At 56.0% G+C, this 20247-nt stretch carries 12 protein-coding genes; 9 read left to right on the forward strand and 3 right to left on the reverse strand.

Annotated elements, in window-relative coordinates; all coding sequences use genetic code 11:
- Positions 1-34 precede the first annotated feature (34 nt).
- Positions 35-1123, forward strand: a complete 1089-nt coding sequence (locus RB_RS05140) for a DMT family transporter (protein WP_011118940.1) — start codon at positions 35-37, stop codon at positions 1121-1123.
- 37 nt (positions 1124-1160) lie between these two features.
- A complete protein-coding gene (locus tag RB_RS05145) occupies positions 1161-4154 on the forward strand; it encodes an ADP-ribosylation factor-directed GTPase activating protein isoform b (RefSeq protein WP_011118941.1) in 2994 nt (997 codons plus the stop codon).
- Positions 4155-4567: 413 nt separating this feature from the next.
- On the opposite strand, the gene RB_RS05150 is transcribed toward RB_RS05145, so the two are convergent.
- Positions 4568-9310 (reverse strand): PVC-type heme-binding CxxCH protein, encoded by a 4743-nt coding sequence (locus RB_RS05150; RefSeq protein ID WP_231846236.1) that lies wholly within the window; start codon positions 9308-9310, stop codon positions 4568-4570.
- Between the two features lie 293 nt (positions 9311-9603).
- A complete protein-coding gene (locus RB_RS05155; RefSeq protein ID WP_164922724.1) occupies positions 9604-11529 on the reverse strand; it encodes a sulfatase family protein in 1926 nt (641 codons plus the stop codon).
- Between the two features lie 317 nt (positions 11530-11846).
- Between RB_RS05155 and RB_RS05165 the strand changes: the two genes are divergently transcribed.
- From RB_RS05165 to RB_RS05175, 3 genes are all read left to right on the forward strand, one after another.
- Positions 11847-12680, forward strand: a complete 834-nt coding sequence (locus tag RB_RS05165; RefSeq protein WP_011118949.1) for a TatD family hydrolase — start codon at positions 11847-11849, stop codon at positions 12678-12680.
- 230 nt (positions 12681-12910) lie between these two features.
- Complete coding sequence (locus tag RB_RS05170; RefSeq protein ID WP_011118951.1) at positions 12911-13600, forward strand: response regulator transcription factor; 690 nt, start codon at positions 12911-12913, stop codon at positions 13598-13600.
- Between the two features lie 182 nt (positions 13601-13782).
- On the forward strand, positions 13783-14436 hold the full coding sequence (locus RB_RS05175) for a PEP-CTERM sorting domain-containing protein (RefSeq protein WP_164921553.1): 654 nt from the start codon (positions 13783-13785) through the stop codon (positions 14434-14436).
- A gap of 27 nt (positions 14437-14463) precedes the next feature.
- Here the strand turns inward: RB_RS05175 and RB_RS05180 are convergent, their stop codons facing one another.
- Complete coding sequence (locus tag RB_RS05180) at positions 14464-15426, reverse strand: class I SAM-dependent methyltransferase (RefSeq protein ID WP_164921554.1); 963 nt, start codon at positions 15424-15426, stop codon at positions 14464-14466.
- Between the two features lie 148 nt (positions 15427-15574).
- On the opposite strand from RB_RS05180, the gene gap reads away from it, so the two are divergent.
- The 4 genes from gap (at position 15575) to RB_RS05205 (ending at position 20195) form a co-directional block, all read left to right on the forward strand.
- A complete protein-coding gene (gene gap, locus RB_RS05185; RefSeq protein ID WP_011118955.1) occupies positions 15575-16603 on the forward strand; it encodes a type I glyceraldehyde-3-phosphate dehydrogenase in 1029 nt (342 codons plus the stop codon).
- A gap of 190 nt (positions 16604-16793) precedes the next feature.
- The gene (gene obgE / locus RB_RS05190; protein WP_007324342.1) at positions 16794-18017 is read left to right on the forward strand and encodes a GTPase ObgE; all 1224 of its coding nucleotides are present in this window, start codon (positions 16794-16796) and stop codon (positions 18015-18017) included.
- A gap of 16 nt (positions 18018-18033) precedes the next feature.
- Entirely contained in the window at positions 18034-18921 is an 888-nt protein-coding gene (locus RB_RS05195; protein WP_011118958.1) for a type III pantothenate kinase, read from the forward strand.
- Between the two features lie 551 nt (positions 18922-19472).
- Positions 19473-20195, forward strand: coding sequence for a ribonuclease H family protein (locus tag RB_RS05205; RefSeq protein WP_011118961.1), 723 nt, complete (start codon positions 19473-19475; stop codon positions 20193-20195).
- Positions 20196-20247 lie beyond the last annotated feature (52 nt).

The following is a 20247-nucleotide window of genomic DNA, read 5'->3' on the forward strand; positions in this document are numbered from 1 at the left end:
CTTTATCATTTCAACTTCCTCGTTTGGACGCCCTATGAGTTCTGATTCTTCGATCGATCAGAACGACTTCGTCGTCGAGGATATGAATTCGGTGGTGCCAGTTGCATGGTGGGAGCGACTCGGCAGCGGCATGATCTCACCGGGGATTGGCTTCGGCATCGTGGCGGGGATTGCCTCCGCGGTGTTGTACACGCTCGCCAATATCTCGCTACGAAACGCCATTTCAGTCGATCCGTTCATCGTTTCGACTTTCAAAGCGGCACCGACCGTGTTGGTGCTGACTCCCTATTTGGCGGCGGTCAAAGCCAGCGGGCGACCGATAACGACCAGTCGCCAATGGATTCCAATGTTCATTCCAATTTGCTTGATCGGACAAGTCATTGGCAATGGTGCTTTCCAAGTGGCTCTCGGCAGCATCGGCTTGGCTGCGTCGGTGCCGATCACGCTCGGATCGTTGCTGATCGGCAGTGCGATTTTGGGCCGAGTTTTGTTGAGGGAACCAGTTCGCACGCGGACGTTGATTTCGATTGCCACGCTGATCATTGCGGTGATCGTGCTGTCCCAGTCTCGCGCAGTTGAACCGGTCGAGTGGAGCTCATCGTCCGCGGATCTCTCGGAAGAGCCGGTGGATTGGTTGCACTCGCCGATCATTGGAGCGTTGTGCGCGGTCTCGTCCGGATTGGCCTACGCTGTTTTCAGCACGACGATGCGTTTCACGATGAAACGCGGGATGCTGGCGTCGATGGCGATGTGGATCAGCGGTGTCTCCGGCACATTGGCGTTGGCCGGAATCGTCGCGGTGAGAACGGGATGGTCACCGATCGCGGACATTCCTGCGGCGATGTGGCAGTCCATGATCTTGGCTGGAATCTTTAATTTCACCGCATTCGTCGCCATTTCAACGGCATTGAAAGTCCTTCCCGTCGTCGCGGTCCACCTGATCAATGCGTCTCAGGTCGCGATGGCCAGCGTTGCCGGTGTGATCGTTTTTGACGAACCAGTGACAAAGCTGTTGGTGATCGGCATTTCGTTGACGCTGGCTGGACTGACCATTCTTGCCACCCGACGGAGGCCGGCTCCGGATCCATGGCCCACATTCCAGTCAACCTTTCGTTCGGAATAACCGATACACACGTTAAGACCCGTCGTGCCGTTGCAGAATGCTTGATTGCAACGACTGCACCTCGGGAGGAACCCAACGTGATGTCACCGACCGCGGAAGAAAATTGACTGTGTCAGAAAAACGCCAACGTTTGGCCGCTTTGTTGATTGCAACAAGCTTGTCGACGTCTTCGTGTCTCGCCACCGTGGCCGTTCAAGCGGACGAACCCCAGTTGGCTGCGCCGACCTTGGCCGCGCCGGCGATGAGTCTGCCGGAGACGATGCAGTTGCCGAAACAATTGAGTTTCCCGGCGTCCGGCAGTGATACCGCAACAGCGAAGACGCCACCCGCGAAGGGTTCGACCAGTTTGGTGCCATCGAAGTCGTTCGATGGAATTGACGGTCCCGCACCATCCAACGCGATTGAACCGCGAGTCGCCGGTCCCGCCGTTGTTGTTCGCGAAAACAACGATCCGACTCGATCCCATTTGCAATTCCGCGAGCAAAACGGTCAGTGGAACACGAAGGGCGGGCCAATCGGATCGGCCATTCAATTGCTGCCACCTCAAATGGCCGAGCCTTCCAAGATGGAAGAGCCTGTCTTCTTGGGCAATGCGGATGTCATCAGCACCAATGAAAGCGTGCAAGCACCACGCATGGTGACTCGCCAAGACGCCCGGCTCAACGGCGTTCGAAAGACGTGGGAAGCGGACGGACCTCTGTTCACACAAACCGAGCCTTCGATGGTTCTGCGCGGTCCCGAGTCGGCGGAAGCGGAATTGGAACCGCCCACGAAGGGGCAATTGGCGGAAACACCACCGGATTTGTTTGATCCAACGAAGATGCCAGCGGAATTCGATTCGCGGCCGACAAAATCCGTTTCGGATCGTAACGGTGCATCGGCTTGGAACGGCGACGACCATTCCAACACGACACTGTGGAATGCTCGACGAAATGTCGATCGAGTGTCACCGCTTCGAGATCCAGTGCCATCGACAACCATGGCGCCGATCGGTAGCGGGGCACTGCCCGCTCGCAAGGTTCCATCTTTGCAATCACCTGCTCTGCAATCGCCATCTCTGCCACCGATCCAAACGGAATCGTTGCCGAGCCTGCCGGCTTTGAACGCACCGTCGTTCCAAGCACCCAAGGTTGAAGAACAGATTGACGATCTGCCGCAGAAAGTCGATGAGCTGACTAGCAAGATCGAGGAGCTGACTCAACAACTGAACGCTCTGAAGTCCAGCAAGCCGGAGCCCGTCGAAAATACCGCTCCCGAAAAACTTAAGGCACCACCTGCCACGCCGAAGATCCAGGTACCTGCCAATGTGATCCCGCCGAGTATTCCGCAGAAGCGATCAGCGATTGAATCGTTGCCGGAAATAAAACCAATCAACGAGTTGGATGCGTTACCGTCCCTGAAAGATGCTGGTTCGTCGGTCTCTCAGGAAACCGTCGGCAGTGGTTTGCAAGCCGGTCAGTTGTCGTTGGAGCCGCCAAAATCGCTGACGGTACCAAAGTCAGCGACGAAGCCAAAGTCGTCGGGAAGGGAACTCGATTCAGCGGACAGCAGCGAAGTGGATGCCGCTCGAAAGTTGAACGAGAGCATTGCGGAACAACTCCGTCGCGAGGCGGCTCGTGATCGGATGCAAATTCAGAACCGTGACGACGAAGTCTCTTTGCAGCCCGCTTCACCGCGTCGCTCGACCAATGAGTCATCCCGATTGAACGCCGCGAAGCGAGATCAGGGAATCTTTGATCAGGAAGAGTCCGACAAACTCTCTCGCGTGCCATTGCAACCGGTCGAACGCGATCGACTGATGCCGCTGGAGGATGCACCCGCCGGATCGGTTAGCCTGCGGGATATCCGCGGCAATGATTTGGATGAAGCTGATTTGGAAGAACTGTACGACGCAGAATCCAATGCCGAAGAATCAGACTCCATTGCCGAGAAAGACGACTCAATCGAGCAACGACGCCTGCGTCTGGCTCAACTCGACGCAACCGGTCGAGCGAAAACTCACAGCGGCAAAGGCGCGGCACCGAACTTGAGCACCGGTGTGATGCGAATGCAACAACCGATCGTGCAGTGTCTGCAGCACTACTATGGTCAACGCGAAAAGGCCGATGGACGAAGCAATTGGGGGATGATGCATGCCGTGATGGTGTTTGGTCCGGACACTCGCTTGATTGCTCGCGGTCGCGACTACAGCACGATTGCTTGGATGGCCGGCAACAATGTTTGTCGCGGCCAGCGGTTGATGGAAGTCGAAGGCGGAAAGATCAAGGCCCGTGAAGGCGTTGGACTGCAGGGACACCAAGCCCAGTGGTTGGCCGTGCTCGCGATGGCTGGTGTGCCGAGCGACTATCCTTTGTACGTCGATGGCGAGAAGTTCAGCGTCGCTGATCTGGTCAAAGTCGAAGCGTCCAAGTGCAAGGAAGGTGAAGAGCTTACTTTCAGTCTGATTGGATTGTCGCACTACCTCGACACGGAAACGACTTGGGTCGGTGCCGACGGCGAGCGTTGGGATTTCTCACGCTTGATCGCCGCGGAACTCGATCAACCGGTGGTCGGTTCGGCTTGTGGCGGAACACACCGTTTGATGGGATTCGCTCACGCGTTGCGGAAGCGACGGCTTGAAGGCCAACCCATCGACGGCCAATGGGCTCGCGCGGAACAGTTCCTCGATGACTTCGTCGAGTACACCTTGCGACTGCAGAATCGTGACGGTTCGATGAGCACGGATTGGTTTGAGTCACGCCAAGACAACGGTGACTTGGACCGGAAAGTGCAAACGACCGGTCACATGGTCGAGTTCTTGCTCACGCATTTGCCGGACGAAAAGTTGTTGGAGCCCGAAGTGTTGCATTCGGTCACGTTCTTGTTGAACGCGATGTTGAAGGGACGCAACAACGATTGGTCGATCGGTCCCAAGGGGCACGCGTTGCGATCGTTGGCGTTGTTCCATCAGCGGGTCTATGGCGAGCCAGCCTCGCTTTCGAGTTCACGCAGCGTCGCAAGGCAACGCCAGCCAACCCGCCGATCCCGCTAAAGGTTCCAAAACAAATTCGCCCGCCACGTAGGCCATGTTTCACATGGCGTTGGGTGAAACGCCGGGCCGGTTGACGCACGCGAAGGAGCGTCGTCGATGGTTGACGCCTCGCTTCTTGCGAAGCATCGGCTCGGGCGCCAGGTACAATCTGGCCTACAAGGACTACGCGGACACGACGTTCCGTAGCCGGATTCGCCAGGATACGGATGCGCTCCACGTAGGCCATGTTTTACATGGCGTAGGGTGAAACGCCGGGCCGATTGACGCTCGCGAAAGAGCGTTGTTGGGGTGGACGCCTCGCTTCTTTCGAAGCATTGGCTCGGTCGCCAGGTATAACCTGGCCTACGTAACGTTGGTTACAAAACAGTGAGTAGCCGGATTCGCCAGAATTCGGACGCTACCGGACGACCTCGCTACTTTTGATTGCTGAGGATGTAGTTCAGCAGCTCGAAGACTTCGTCTTCGGTGTACTGATCCAGCAATGCCTTCGGCATCATCGAAGTCGACGTTTTGACCATTTGCTCGATCTCATTTTGCTCAATCACGGTGGGTTCCTTGGCCTCCGCGTTGGCGAGCAATTTCACGACGTCGTCGGTCTCTTCGACCAACAGACCCGAGAACGTTTGCCCGTCGGCGGTGAGGACCAGGTGCATCGCATACTTGTCGTCGATGCGGTCAGATGGATGAAGAATCTCCTTGAGCACCTCGCGCGAATCGCCTTTCCATTTGCTGACGACCTCGTCGAGTGCCGGGCCGATCTGTCCGCCTTTGCCGGCGACTTGGTGGCAACTTGCACAGGTGGCTTGTTCAAAGATCTTCTGGCCGATCTCGGCGGTTCGACCCCGCAAGCCTTCGGTCAGCTTGTCGCCTGCGAAATCGTCGATCGTCCACGCTTGCACAAACGAACGATTGTTTCCGATTGGATCAGCCGGTTCATACGGGGCGGAGTTGTAGGCATCGAGGTCTTCGACGACGACCATCACACCGTACATGCGGTACCAGTGTTGAGGGAACGTGCAAACGTACGGGTACTCGCCCGGTTCGGTGGGTGCCGTGAACGTCAACGCTTCTTTTTCGTTGGAGGCCACCAAGTCGGTGCTATGCAGCACCAATTCTGAGTCGGGCACGTATTGCTTGCCCTGAAAACCACCGCGAGGTCCGGCTTGCAGACCGAGTTCGGCCACCTTTTTCAGTTCGCCTGGAACGGTGATGACCAAGTTGTGTGGCATGCCGTCGTGGTTCTCCAAGACAACTTGCACGGGACGTCCCGCTTCGACAGCGAAGTAGGGCACGTCGTAACGCATTTCTTCGTCCACCGTTTTGATGCGAACCAAACGCACGGTGATCTCTCGCAAACGATCACGAAATTGCTTCGCTGTTTTGGTCGGCAATTTGGCGATGGCTCGGTCGGCGACTTGCATCGCGTCGATAAACGAGTCGCTGGTGCGGTTCCTCGCTTTGGTTCGCTCGGCAAAGTTGACGAGATAACGAGCCAACTTCAGAGAGGTCTCGGGTTGATAGGCCTTCTTCGGGATCGCCAGCAGCGTGGTGATTCCGTCTTCGCGATACCCTTCGCAAGCTAGGTTTCCAACGCGTTCAAACGTGTCGTTCCAGTCGCCTGGGACTACCGCGAGTGTTCGAATCGCAGCAGCGACAACCTCTTTTTTGTCACTGTTGGACATCAGGTCGACCACTCGTTCACGTTGCGATTCGCGATCCAGTCGGTCTGGAAGCATCGCGACTCCGGTCAACCAATTGACCTTCGCCGCATCGGATCGCTTTGTCAATTCGAACGATGCGACGTCGTCACCAGCGACAATCAATCCAGCCAGCGCGATGGGAGCGATCGCGGCATCATTCTTTCTGGCCGCAGCGGTGAATCGGTCCTGCAACGATTCCAAGTTGCCGGCGGGAAGCTTTAGCAACATGTTCGACAATCCGCGAGCGGCTCGCAGGGTGACTTCTCGTTTGGATTTGTCTCGCCAATCCAAGTTCTCGATGACGCCGAGCAACACATCGCCAGGATCGGAGTCTTGCAGAGCCACCAATGCGTCGAGCGCGGCACGTCGGTCTTGGTCGCCCACTTCGCCTCGAGCCAGAATCGCGGCATGCAGCGGTTCGTACTTGGGATCTTTCGAATCTCTTGGGACAGCCAACAGGACTGGCGTCGACAATCGTTCGATTTGATACGAAACAATCTCAGGTGAAAGATCAAAGAAGACAGGCAAGGCGGCGTTGTAAGGAGCGACTTTGCTGCCGTGGCCGTCGAACGTCGCACCGGGATCGGTCAACAGGTGGACTTGATCAACTGCGTATCCAACCTGAGGTTGAATGTGCCCGGCGTGAGCGTGGGCCGTTTGAGTCTGCGTGTTTGCGTCTTCTGGTAAATAGGGAGCGCGACTGGCAATGACCTGTTCGAAACGCTGCATCGTTTCTTCAAGAGCGTAGTCAAGATAGTGATCCATCGGCATTTCTTTGACACGCAGTGCCGCTCGGATCAAACGATCTTGATCATCCAACGCCCAAGGTTCGCCGACCGCGTGCGAAACGCCGCGAAGAGCTTCCATGCGGACACGAGGATGTTCGTCGGTCACAAGTTCTTCGTAACGCTGTGTCGTGCCTTCGATTCGATCGGCCCAATAGGACAGCACACGGGTGGCGGCACTGCGGGCTCGATGATCGTCGCTGCTAAGGACTTCGGTCAGCAGTTCCTCGTTGACTTGGTTGTGAGCTTGATGCAGCCACAGCAATTCCAAAAGATCATGATCGTCGTCCTCGGTGGCCCGACAATCCGCCAGTTTCGCATTCGCGGCGGCGATCACTTCCTTCGTTGACCGAGCATGCAATTCGCGACGGACACGATATGCGTGTCGTTGGTTCTTGCGACCGACATCCGAGCACAATTGATCGATCAGGTCGGGCGTGCTGGTCTTCGCGATCACGGGCAATTTCACCAGCGGACGCTCCTTGTGAGTCAATCGCCAGATGCGGCCGTGGCTGTGGTCGCGACTTGGGTCACGCAAGTTGTGTTGCAGGTGACCGATCAACGCATTGTGCCAATCGATGATGTAGAGCGATCCATCCGGTGCGATCTCGATGTCGACGGGACGGAAGTTTCCGTCGCCACCACCGACCAACATCGGTTCCTCGGTGGCTTCGTAGCCGGAGTCCTTTTCCACCACTTCGTGTCGAAGCACGGCGCGGTCACCGATCACGTTTGTCACGAGAAAATCGCCTTGGACGTCATCGGGAAAGTGCTCGCTGCTCAGGAAGCGACAACCAGCCAACGGGCGAATGCGTTTCGGGTAGAACGTTTGGTAGTCGACCAATCCGTCGTCGTAGCCTTGCTCTCCGGCAACACGGCGATGTTGAGAACCGCCCGGGTGTTTGATGGGGTAGTCCAGTCGTGTGCTGATTCCGGTTGCCCAGTAACTCTTGCCAGGCGAAGCGTCACCGATGAAGTCTTGTCCCCATTCGTTGAACCCGAATCCCCAAGGGTTGGCGAACGCGAAGTTCACGTGGACGCCGAATTTCTTGGTCGTCGGGTCGTAGCGGAACACGCCGCCTTCCAAGTTTCGTGTCAGTCCGTAGGGGCTTTCAATTTGCGTGAACTTGAATGTGCCTTCTTGAGCATACAGGTGCCCGCCGGGTCCGAAGTCGAACGCGGCCAAACCGTGGTGCGAATCGGCGGTGTCAAAGCCGACGATCGCTCGAGTTCGCTTGTCCGCGACATCGTCGCCATCGGTGTCTTCCAAGAAGTAGATGTCGTGTTGCCCGCCAACGAAGACGCCACCACGCCCAATTTCAAACCCGGTTGGTTGATGCAAGCCGCCGGCAAACGTTTTGCACACGTCCGCGTCACCGTCACCATCGGTGTCTTCCAGGATCAAAAGTTTGTCGTCCATCGGTGACTTGGGTTGCCAGTGCGGGTAGCTCGGCATGGTCGAGACCCACAATCGGCCCTTGGAATCGAAATCCAAAGCAACCGGGTTGGCCAGTTCAGGGAACTGTTGCTCCGAAGCGACCAGTTGAATTTCGTAACCATCCAGCAACGTGAACGTTTTGAGTTGTTCGTCGGTCGTCAAGTATTCCAACGATCCAAGCTTGCCGCGTTTCGCGTTTGGATCATCGGGCCCACCCACGTTGGTTTTGGGAATGATGAACGGCAGTGTGTTCGAGTCATCGATCGGTTCGCTGATGTTTTCGCCACCGGCGATCGCCCACACGCGAGCGTCTCGGTTGGTTGTCATTTGGTCGAGAATCTCGAGTTCCCGGTTCATGACCGAACGGTTGTTGTAGGTGCCGTCGCTGCCGGCGGTGCCACGTTTGCCATAGATCGAATAACCGTTTACGGCTCGATAACGATTGAACCAATGAAAGTTCTTGTCCGCGACAGCGGCCAGCAGTGCCGGTTTGGTTTGTTTAGGCACGTCGACTTCACCAAGCAGTCCACGGACCATGATCGGGGCGAGTGCAGCGTAGCCATCGGAGTTCAGGTGCCCACCGTCCAATGTCAATTGTTGTTCGCTCTGTTCAAAGAGTTGCTTGGTTGGAGTGAACAGATTGACGAACGAGACACCATTCTTTTCGGCAACGACTCGCATCGTCCGAGCGATTTTGCTCAGTGCCGCGTTTCTCGGTTCTGCGTCGGGAAGGTTCGGATCATCGGTCGCTTCGAAGGCAATGGGTGAGACCAACGCGATGCGCGGGTTGTTCTCTCCGTTGTAGATCTGCGACTGAGTGTGTTGAATCAGCTCATCCAGTTCGCTCGTGAAGTCACGGAGGACTTTCTTGTGATCCAATCCTTCGCGAAGGCGATACGATTCGTTGTAGCCAAAGAACATAAGCACAACGTCGGCGGCGCTGTGCGTGAGATGTTCGTCGGGCGATCCAAAGTCGAGGCTTCGCAGGCGGATCTTGGGCTCGTCGCCGGGAGCACACAGGTTGCGGATCGTCAGGTCCAAATCAGGTCGCGCGGCATGCAAGAGAGTTTCAAAGTGATTCTCATGCTGCATCCGTTCGCCAAGAGCGTTGCCGATCAGACAAACGTGGTCGCCTGGTTGGAGCTCCAACGCGGGCGGTTGAGCCTGGACGATTGCGGAAGGGAAAACAAACACCAACGCCGCGGTGGCGAAGAGATAGCGAAAAGCTGTCATCGGTTGGGGATTCACAAGACAGGAGGTGGGATGATGGCGAGACACGCATGGTTGCCAGATGGCGGACCATTCATGCAATTTACAACAGTCGCGAGAGCGACGTGTTTAGGAACAGGGATTGTTACACGACTTCGATGAATTCGTGTTGCGAGTCCCGGAGAATCGCCCAGCGATTGTGCTGATTCGACGCTTCGTTTTCAACGACTACGTTCAAATATCCAGAGGTGGCGGAATTCGTTCTCGAAGAGAAGCGAATTGCGTCGTTGTGTTTCGGCGACAATCTCAACGCGATATCACGGCCGATCCAGATGATCGAGGTGCTGCTGGATCAAACCTTTCGGATCCGGATTGAACGGCAGGCGAAACAATTTGGAACTCATCGGGTACGGATTGCCCGCCAACGCGTTGACATGCCGCACCATGTTGAAGATTTGCAAGGCCTCCGTCGGTGACTGACTCAGTTCCAGCGTTCGTTGAAAAATCGGCCGAGGATCTTCGACTTGCAGAATCGCGGCGAGTTGAGCGGCTCGCGATGCGACCAGTGGCTCGGTATCGAGTGTTCGGCGATGCAGCAACTTGACGAACGTCTCGTCCGCCGCCATGTCTCGGTTGGCCGATCGATTCCATGCCGCGATGGAACTGGCCGCGACCAATGCCCAATATCGCTCGAGCTTATCTCCGCTGTTGATTGCTGATAGCAATGCCTTGTTGGCTTGCTCCCATGGCATCACTGCGATGTTGGCGGTGTCGATGTAGCTGGCAATCTCACTTGATAAGCGTTTGCCGTTCTCGACTGGAGCATCAATGACTTTCAGCATGCCGGCCTCGGTCAAAAAACCGAGATCATTGGTTTGCTTCAGATGCGCGTTCAGCTTGGCACGCAATTCTGTCAGTCGATCGCCGTGGGCCGGGTCACTCGCCAAGTTGTTCACTTCATGCGGATCGTCCGCCAAGTTGAACAACAGCTCTGTTGGACGAGGCTTGAAGAACTGACTTTGAACGTTGTTGAGTTTGCCAGTGTGATAGCGGTCTCGCCACTGTTGGTACGCCAGCATTTTGTATCGATAGTCCGCCCACATCGCGTCGGGTTGGAACGACTCAAATGAGCGAATCAATTTCCAATCACCGACTCGGATCGATCGAACCAGATCGTACTTTTCATCCATTCGGTCGGCGTAACCAAACGTCGTGTCTCGCGTGTCGACTTTTGCCGAGTCGATTCGCGGTCCGAGAAAAGCTTTGCCGTCGATCGGGCCGGCTTTGTCCAGTCGAACACCCGCCAAGTTCAATACCGTGGGGGCAAAGTCGATGAACGAAACAAAACCCTTTGTGCGAGAGCCCAGTTCGCGATCGACCAGGTTGCGGTAGTTGTTGGGAATGCGAACGACCAGCGGCACATGCAGTCCCGCTTCGTAGATGTAGCCTTTGCCTCGCGGTAGCACGCCACCATGGTCGCCAAAGTAAAACACAAATGTGTTTTCTAGCTCGCCGGATTGTTCCAATTGATCGATCACGCCTGCGACCTTTTCGTCGATGACGCTCATCCGATCGCGATAGAACGCGGCGGTGTGCCGGAAGACTTGAGTGTCCGGAAAGTAGGGTGGCAGCGAAACGGTTTTTGGATCGAAGTCCGTTGGCTTTTGCAACGCGTCGACACCGAAGTGCAATCTACTTTCGTGCGACTCGGCAAACGTGACGACGTGAAAAAACGGCGTCTCATTGGACGGTCGGTTTTTCCAAGACGCTTTTCGCGAGGAATCGTCCCAAGGCTCCATCCGCTTTTTCGCGTTGTAGTCCTCTTTGGAACTGTTCGTTGTGTAATACCCGGATTTCCGCAGCCACGCCGGGAACATTTCGACTCCCTCGGGCAATGTGGCCAATTCCGTGCGTCGATGAAACTGAGTTCCAATTCGAGGACCGTAGCAACCAGTGATCAACGTGGTTCGGGCGGTGGAGCAAACCGGTGCGTTACTGAAAGCTCGATCGAAGGTGATCCCGTGAGCCGCCATGGCTTCGATGGCGGGAGTCTCGACGCCGGTTTCGTCGAAGTGTTTCAAGTAATGCTTGGAATTGTCTTCCGACATGATCCAAACGATGTTTGGACGAGAGGCCGAATTCGGGGCTTCGCTCGTTGACTCCGGTTGGGCATAAGCAACCGCGGGAGCAACGAATAGAATTGCCATCGAACAAGTGACGGCACGGAACGTCGACTGAAACATCTTGGGCAAGACCTTTGGGTTTGCAGGCGGGACCGGTCACGATGGTGGGCGTCGATGTGAGGCAATCGCGAACGAGTGGGACGTTCTTCGATGCGACCGGATGCCCCCCAATGTATCAGCTTGTGTTCACCAATCAGCGGAATCGGGGCCGTTCAAAACAGAAATGATTTGTCGGGCGATGAACAACTCGTCGCACCGGAATGATCTGGCGTACGAGCTGAATCGGTGCAACTGATGCAGTTTCTCACTGGCGGATGCCAACCGTCGAAAGATGTTTGTGGTCGCGGGTGCTACCCAGTTTCGCGAAATGAAACAGAATGACCGACGCAGTGACCGACACATCTGTTTCCGCTTTCGATCCATCCGAGCCCCGAATGAATCCTCTGTTTGACACCCACGCTCATTTAAATTCCAAGGACTTCAACGACAACGTTGCTGAAGTGGTGGATCGGGCTCGTCAGGCTGGCGTGGTCGGTATCGGTGTGATCGGAATCGATCTGGCGACCAGTCGCCGAGCGGTTGAATTGGCAGCAGAGTTCCCAGATATGCTCCACGCCGTCGTCGGGATTCAACCCAATTCAGTCGCCGAGTCTTCCGAAGGCGATTTCGCGGAAATTGAAAACTTGGCGTCGGCGCCCGGTGTTCGCGGGATTGGCGAAACAGGACTGGATTGCTACTGGGACGACACACCGATCGAACAGCAGCAGATTGCATTTGACCAACACATCGATCTGGCCTGTCGAACCAACCTGCCGATGGTCATTCACATGCGAGAGAGCGGCGAGCTGATTGCGGAGCAGCTCGCCCGGCAATCGCGGCTTCCCGAGGCAGTGATGCATTCGTTCACCGGTGATTGGGAATTAGCTGAGCGTTGTTTGGAGATGGGATTGATGATCAGCTTCGCTGGGATGGTCACGTTCAAAAAGAGCGACGATCTTCGCGAGGTCGCCAAGCGAGTTCCGGAAGACCGATTGTTGATCGAGACGGATTCGCCGTACTTGTCGCCCGAACCGCTGCGAGGAAAACGGCCAAATGAGCCCGCCCGGGTGCAACACATTCTGCGTTGCTTGGCGGATGTTCGGAATGTGCCAACCTCGACCTTGGCGGAGGCAACGACCGCCAATGCGAGGCGATTTTTTAAGCTGTCGTGAATTCAGCGTGCTGGGTTCGATAAGATCAGGGTTCGGTAAGATGCCCCGAAGAGGCCGCTGGGATCTGATTTTGTGTGCCGAATCCATCGACTCTGGATTCCCGAATCAGATCTTCATCAAACCTTCAACGAAACGGCGGTTTGTGGGTGGTGCCAAACTTCACATCTTCCACGAAACTACACGCAGATCGGAAGATATGAATCTCCTCTCAAAACGCAGCATGCGGACGAATGTCAAAAACCAAAGTTCTCATCGTTGAAGATTACCGGCCGTTGGTGGAAACGCTGGAGTACCAGCTGAAACGAGCCGGCTACGAGGTCTATCGAGCTGCCGATGGACGGGAGGCTCTCAATCAGGCCAAGTTGTACTTGCCCGACGTGGTGGTGCTGGACGTCGATCTGCCAGTCTTGAGCGGTGTGGAGGTCTGCAAGCAATTGCGATCCGATGCGACGACCAAGGACACGCTGATTTTGATGCTCAGTGCGTTGGGTGAAGAGTCTGACCAGGTGGTTGGGTTCGCAGTCGGAGCGGACGATTACGTCGTCAAACCAGTGGAGAGCTACAAGGTGCTGCTCCAGCGAATCAAGGCCTTGCTGCGTCGTCGCGAACCCAGCATGGACGATGCGGACGCGATCTCGCGATGCGGCGTGACGGTCGATCGCAGGCGTTTCGTCGCGACGATCGAGGGGGAAGCGGTCAAGCTAACCAAAAGTGAATTCCGGCTGCTCGATACTCTGATCCGCCAGCCCGGACGAGCCTTCGACCGAAGCGAACTGGTCGATGCGGCCCTGGGCGAAGACACCATGGTGCTGGAGCGAACCATCGACGTCCACGTCCGAGCCCTCCGCAAAAAAATGAACGCACACGCCGATTTAGTGGAAACCGTCCGCGGGATTGGCTACCGGTTCCGGGAGGAGTAGGTGGGCTTTAAAGCAAAACGGCGTTTTGAGTGTCACGAAAAAGTAGAAAAATCCAAAAAACTTGGAGCAGTACGACACTCCCCCGACAGTTTGTGTACGCTCTTGGAGACGGTTTGGTAAACAAATGCTGACGCTTCATCGACCGGGTGGTCACGTCTCTGTGTTATTTTAGTGTGCTAGTTATGTTTCAGATTTCAAAGATCTACTTGGCTGCCCTTTGTGCTGTGGGCTTTTTTGCTGGTAGCTCTAACGCCGCTGTTACGATCGTAATTGATTTCGACGACGTTCAGGCTGACAACTCCGGTAGTTCACAGATCGAGATTGGTACCTCTTACAGCGAGAACGGTTTTAATCTGACGAACCCAGACAATCCACCAAATTTCGGTGCATTGTCCTACTATCAACCAGGGAATGGGAACTACATAACGGGGTCAGGTTTTGCCGTGTTCTCCGATAATCCCGGTTCCACCGTCACCCTGACCGAAGCCAGTGCTGCGGAGTTTAGTTTGACATCAATAGACATTGGAAAACTGACCGATGGGCAGACAAGTCCTTTCTCTTTGACGTTTGTTGGGCAGCTTGCCGCTGGAGGCACTGTTGTGGAAACAGAGACGGTGTCAGTAACTGACAACCAGTTTGGAACGATATCTTTCACAACCTTAAACGCACTGTCTTCTGTGTCATGGAGTCAGACTCCCGGGCACCAATTTGACAACATCACATTGGAGGTCGTTGCGGTGCCTGAGCCGACTTCCTTGGCGTTTCTGGGGGCTGGCTTAGGCTTCGGGGTTATTCGCCGCGTACGACGCAAGCGAATTGATGGCGTGGTTGCTTAGTAACGTTGCGTTAACGAACGCTTGACACTAGTTGCCATTGTTCGCCTCCACCAAATAGCCACCTTCGATCCGCAGTTTGTTGGCGGCACTTTCTTTTATTGTTTTGGATCCGTCGAGTGACAAGCGGTGGATGTGGTTGATTTGCCAGCCGCTGCTTTTTAAGTCTGCGATGAGTTCTCGGCGCGAATAGCGATGCAGGAACATGTCCGGGAGTCCTCGGTAGGCGTAGGTTGCGTCGCCGAATTCGTGGTCGCGGCTGATGATCGATTTCAGCAAGCTTTTGGCGAGCAGCCGTTTTCCGCCAGATTGAGCCAGCGATGCGTAGCGGTTGTGGACGTGCAGGAGGAGCTTGCCTCCTGGTCTGACAATGCGTGAAGCGTGTCGGAGAACCTTCCGGCGATTCTCTCTGCCTTGGATCATGCCCAAAGTGCTGAACAGGCACACCGCTCCCGCGGCTGAATTGTCGGCCAAGCAATCGAGCTGGACCAAGTTGGCTCGGAGTGGAACGATCGATCCTGTTTGATTGCCCTGAGATTCGGCACTGGCGGATCTCGCTCGCTCGACCACGTGGTTCAGCATGGACTGAGACAAGTCGATTGCAAGCACGACGCGGCCAAGTCGCGATAACTCAGTGGCGGCTCGGCCCGTTCCGCATCCCAAATCGAGCACCCAATTGTCTCGATCAGAAAAAACTTTTTGGTCGGCCCGACCAACCTCCCCCTCGGTAGATTCCGCTGTCTGCCGGCCGGAATCGATAGATTCAAACACCTGACGCAAGAACGTCTGGTCCAACGCACAGAGCGGCGTTTCCGCCACAAAAGCATCGTAGTGGTTGGCGATGGACCCTTGTTGGACGTATCGCCATGTTCCTGGTGCGACACCTGCTGGGCGTCGCCATTGGGATTGTTCGATTCGGGTGGATGATTCCCGTCGATCGGGATGCGAGGACTCGGCTGGTGAAGCGATTTTTTCGGGCCGAGGATCGGTCATCGTGGCTGGTTCGATGTCAGTGGAATGGTTCGGGGGCTGTTTCAAAATGGACTCGCGATCTTATAATCCGCGCCCGCAGCGGACTGGGTGACTGTTTCGCCCGCCGCTTCTCTCCATCTTTGTTCCACGAGACAGGAATACGAAATCAGTGGCTATTAAAGTAGCAATCAACGGCTTTGGCCGAATCGGACGTTTGACTTTTCGCAACCTGATGGAGCGAAGCGACGAGTTCGAAGTGGTCGCGATCAACGATTTGACCGACAACCGCACTTTGGCCATGTTGCTGAAGTATGACAGCATTCACGGACGTTTCGACGGCACTGTCGAGTACGACAACACTTCGTTGACCGTTAACGGCAAGAAGATCGTCGCCTTGGCTGAGCGTGACCCACGCAACTTGCCTTGGAAAGACCACAACGTTGACATCGCCATCGAGTCAACCGGCTTCTTCACCGCACGTTCTACCGCCGACAAACCTGGCTACGACAGCCACTTGGCCGCTGGTGCAAAGAAGGTTGTGTTGTCCGCACCAGCCAAAGACGGCGCTGACCTGACCTGCGTGTTAGGCGTCAACGACGACAAGCTTTCAGCCGATTTGAACTGCGTCAGCAACGCTTCTTGCACGACCAACTGCTTGGCTCCCGTCGCCAAGGTCCTGAACGATTCGTTCGGAATCGAATCAGGCTTGATGACCACCGTTCACGCATACACCAACGACCAAAACGTTCAGGATCAGCCTCACGCTGACTTGTACCGTGCACGTGGTGCTGCTCAGAACATCATCCCAACCAGCACCGGTGCTGCCAAAGCTGTCGGTTTGGTGATTCCTGAATTGCAAGGCAAGTTGACCGGGATCGCCATGCGAGTTCCAGTGCCAACGGGTAGCGTTGTCGACTTGACCGTCAACCTGAGCAAGGAAGTCACCAAGGAAGACATCAACTTGGCGATCCAGACCGCTGCAGAAGGTCCAATGAAGGGCATTCTGTTCTACGCTGTCGATCCAATCGTCAGCAGCGACATCGTTCACGACCCACACAGCAGCATCTTCGCAGCTGACTTCACCCAAGTCCTCGGCGACAAGGGCAAGATGGCCAAGGTCGTGTCGTGGTACGACAACGAATGGGGCTACTCGAGCCGTACCGCTGACTTGTGCAGCAAGCTCGGAAAGATGCTCTAAGAGTGTGAAAGAGCCTCAGGACCACAGCTCATCAGAGCAAAAGTTCTGAATTCCAATTCAAGCGCGGGGTGTGGTGATTCGGTCATCACACCCCGTTTGCGTTTGATCTTACTCATGGCCATACTCAACCTTTGATTCCGCTCCCCGCCTGTGGCCCTGTGCCACTGTGGTCCTTTCCACTCTGCATCCCATGTTCTTTGATCGCGTTGAAATTGAGTTCCAAGCCGGCAAGGGCGGCGATGGCTGCATGAGCTTTCGCAAGGAAAAGTACGTTCCCAAGGGCGGTCCCGATGGGGGCGATGGCGGCCGGGGTGCGAGCATCGTTTTGGAAGCTCGCCTGGGCGTGAACTCGTTGGCCCAATTCGCGACCCGAAAGTTCTTCCGAGCTGAAAAGGGTGGCTTCGGCATGGGGGCTCTTCGTCACGGCAGAAAGGGCCGCGAAATGCGTCTGTTTGTTCCTTGCGGGACGAGCATCATCGACGCGAAAGACGGCTTCGTCATCAAAGACCTGACTCAGGTCGGAGAAGAGTTTGTGATTTGCCGCGGAGGCAAAGGCGGTCACGGGAACGCTCGGTTCAAGACGCCGCAGAACCAGGCACCACGAGAACGCGAATTGGGCCAGCCCGGTGAAACGCGGCACGTGATCATGGAATTGAAATCGATCGCCGATGTGGGGCTGATCGGAAAACCAAACGCTGGCAAAAGCACTCTGCTTTCGCGGATCAGCAGTGCTCGACCCGAAATCGCCGATTATCCGTTCACGACGAAGTATCCCAACCTCGGAATTGTCGACGTCGACATCGAGCGATCGTTCATCCTGGCTGACATTCCCGGGTTGATCGAAGGGGCCAGTGAAGGCATCGGGCTGGGACACGAGTTCCTGCGTCATGTTGAACGCGCCGGATTGCTGGTTCACCTGATCGAGCCAACTCCGGTCGACGGCAGCGATCCGATCCAAAACTATGTCGCGATCCGCGAAGAGTTGCAGCATTACGACGAGTCGCTCGCTGATCGCGATGAATTGGTGGTGATGACCAAGTGTGAATTGGACCCGGATGGAGAAGTCCGTGAGCAATTGCAAGCTTATTTTGACGAGCACCCGGCCAACCACGCTCGTGATCTGCGTTCGATCAGTGCCGCAACGGATGTGGGACTGAAAGAACTGGTTGGCGAAATCATGACTCGAGTCGCCAAGCGTCGCGAGGAAATGATCGAAGCGGGCATCACTCCAACTTTGATTCGCCAAGACGACGCTCCCGTGACACCCAAAAAAGAACGTCGCCTTCCACCTCACAAGGCTGCCGCAACGGGTGGCTTGTCGGATGAGGTGCAGGCACAAGATATCCAGGGTGCCGCTACGTTGTCCGACACTGGCAAAGTCGTGCCTGGCGAACGCCGCGATCGTTCGTCTTGAAGCAGTCGGCAGGAACATGGCAGACGAGCAGTCCCCCGCGAATGAGCAACCGCTCCACGATGAATCGCCTTGCGATGTCGTGATGGTGCGAGTCGGCATCGATGTTGGCAACACCGCGATCAAGGTTGTCACTCAAGCATCGACCGCTGTCGAAGCGGCGCAGCCAGCAAGGACGCGAGGTCCACAGTTGCGATCGATTTCACTGCGTGATCCAGAGTGGATCACCAAGTGCATCGAGCACTTGCAAACGCTGGCGGAGAAGGTTGCGGCTTGTGAATCGCGAGAATGTGAATCCGTTTGCTATGACGTTCGGGTCGCGAGTGTGAATCGTGGTTCGGCGGAACCGTTGGTGTTTGCTCTCGACGAAGCATTCTTCCAGTGCATTCGCGTGCGATTCGTGACGCATGAAGACGTTTCGATGCCAATCGATGTGAACTTCCCCGAACGAGTCGGGATCGATCGATTGCTCGGAGCGGAAGCTGCATTCCGGCGTCACGCGGCACCGTTGATTGTGGTCGATGCCGGAACCACGGTGACGGTCGATTTTGTTTCCGCCGAGGGAGTGTTTCGCGGCGGAGCGATCTTGCCTGGTTTGGAAATGCAGACCGCGGCACTCGCGGCCGGGACGGATGCGTTACCCAAACTCGATTGGGCATCCCACCGGTGTCGAGAGATGCCGGAGGGACCAGGCCGAGACACGGTCGCCGCGATGCGACTGGGCGTTCTCGCGTCGGTCGCGGGGGCCGTTGAACGACTGCTTCGTATCTACGGCGGTGCGGCAACTTTGGTCGTAACCGGTGGCGATGCGGGATGTTTGGTCGATGCCTTGCCAGCGGAATGCGACGCGGTGGAAGAACCTCATTTGGTCGCGCAAGCACTGTTGGATTTGATGCTGCACGAATAAGTGACAGAGCTACTGCCGTTGAGAGCCCCCTAATGAGGGTCTTCGGGCAAGTCCCCTGCTAATCGCATTTCGGGCTCCAATCTTTGATGGACATAGCGGTTCTCGTTTCGCTAACAGGCGATTGGGTCCTTCGTTTGGGACCACGTGATCGCATTCTATGAGCCGAACCCTGGCGGCTTCCAAGCCAAAGCTTGCCGGTTATTCAGGCTTCAACGGTTGCACGATCGCCTGGTAGTTCGCGCAAACCTTTTTGAGCAGGAAAGCTTTTCCGGCATGGCCGACGAGGACGAAAGCAATCCTTGTCGACAGGCGGTCGCAACGAAGTTTTGGCAAGCTGAAATCGCAGCAACAATCGATAGCCAACACGTGCACCGCTGAAGACTGGCACCGATGGATCGCGTCTCATTGCTTTCCCCTCCCTAGCAATCGATGCGTGAACTGCGATGCGGCGGCCCTCTCGTCCAAGGATCCGGGCGAGACCCAAGGGGCCGCCGCCAGATTGATCGCAATCACGTATTGAAAGCACGTCGAACACACTGGCGAACCCAACCATGATGGATCCTTTGCAATCCCTCGAAGAATTCGCGTCGATGACGTCCGAATTCGGCGACCCCGATTTCAACCCACCACCCGCGAAACCTCGCGCTTCGTTTTTGCTGGTCGTGTCCGCTCACAGCACGTCGCTGACCGATGGTCGATGGCAATTTGTGATCGAGACATCGGATGGCAAACCCGTGATGGAAGCGGACGATCAAGAATTTGGCGACTTGAACCGTTTGTCATTGCTGGCGGCGGTACGAGGCCTCGAAGCAATCGACGGTCCCTCGGGCATCACGCTGCTGAGTCACAACCGATACCTGATTCGATCACTGACTGATTCATTGCCGAGATGGCGCCGCAGCGATTTCGTTTGGGATCACTTCGGCCGTCGTGTTGAAGTCCAGCACGCTGATCTGTGGCGACGCGTCGACCACGCTTTGGGAATCCACGAGGTTCAAGCGTGTTTGGTGACGTCGCGTCTGGTCAGTCGCAAACCCGAACACGTCACGCCCGATGGAGCGATTCCGGCGGCTGAAGTCGACGCTTCGGTTGCCCGCGGATCCACCAAGTTGAATGGCGATTGGTCGAGAATCGACCAACCTCACTTAGGGCCGCCGGCTCCGAAATCCAGTCGGGCAGTTCCTACCGCCAACGATCGCCTGCGTGACTGGTTGCTGAGTACCGCAATTTCGGCCAACGGCATTCAACGATCCAACCCAATCAAAACGTCCTGATTTCAGGCGTGTTTTTGCATTTTCGAACTCATTTTCAATCAATTCACTCGTA

It is taken from the genome of Rhodopirellula baltica SH 1 (genome assembly GCF_000196115.1).
GTDB classification, from domain to species: Bacteria; Planctomycetota; Planctomycetia; order Pirellulales; family Pirellulaceae; genus Rhodopirellula; species Rhodopirellula baltica.

Bases quoted from the DNA above. Each gene is read 5' to 3' on its own strand.
- RB_RS05140 (WP_011118940.1), top strand. From the start codon at position 35: ATGAGTTCTGATTCTTCGATCGATCAGAACGACTTCGTCGTCGAGGAT.
- RB_RS05145 (WP_011118941.1), top strand. From the start codon at position 1,161: ATGCTTGATTGCAACGACTGCACCTCGGGAGGAACCCAACGTGATGTC.
- RB_RS05150 (WP_231846236.1), bottom strand. From the start codon at position 9,310: ATGACAGCTTTTCGCTATCTCTTCGCCACCGCGGCGTTGGTGTTTGTT.
- RB_RS05155 (WP_164922724.1), bottom strand. From the start codon at position 11,529: ATGTTTCAGTCGACGTTCCGTGCCGTCACTTGTTCGATGGCAATTCTA.
- RB_RS05165 (WP_011118949.1), top strand. From the start codon at position 11,847: ATGACCGACGCAGTGACCGACACATCTGTTTCCGCTTTCGATCCATCC.
- RB_RS05170 (WP_011118951.1), top strand. From the start codon at position 12,911: ATGTCAAAAACCAAAGTTCTCATCGTTGAAGATTACCGGCCGTTGGTG.
- RB_RS05175 (WP_164921553.1), top strand. From the start codon at position 13,783: ATGTTTCAGATTTCAAAGATCTACTTGGCTGCCCTTTGTGCTGTGGGC.
- RB_RS05180 (WP_164921554.1), bottom strand. From the start codon at position 15,426: ATGACCGATCCTCGGCCCGAAAAAATCGCTTCACCAGCCGAGTCCTCG.
- obgE (WP_007324342.1), top strand. From the start codon at position 16,794: ATGTTCTTTGATCGCGTTGAAATTGAGTTCCAAGCCGGCAAGGGCGGC.
- RB_RS05195 (WP_011118958.1), top strand. From the start codon at position 18,034: ATGGCAGACGAGCAGTCCCCCGCGAATGAGCAACCGCTCCACGATGAA.
- RB_RS05205 (WP_011118961.1), top strand. From the start codon at position 19,473: ATGATGGATCCTTTGCAATCCCTCGAAGAATTCGCGTCGATGACGTCC.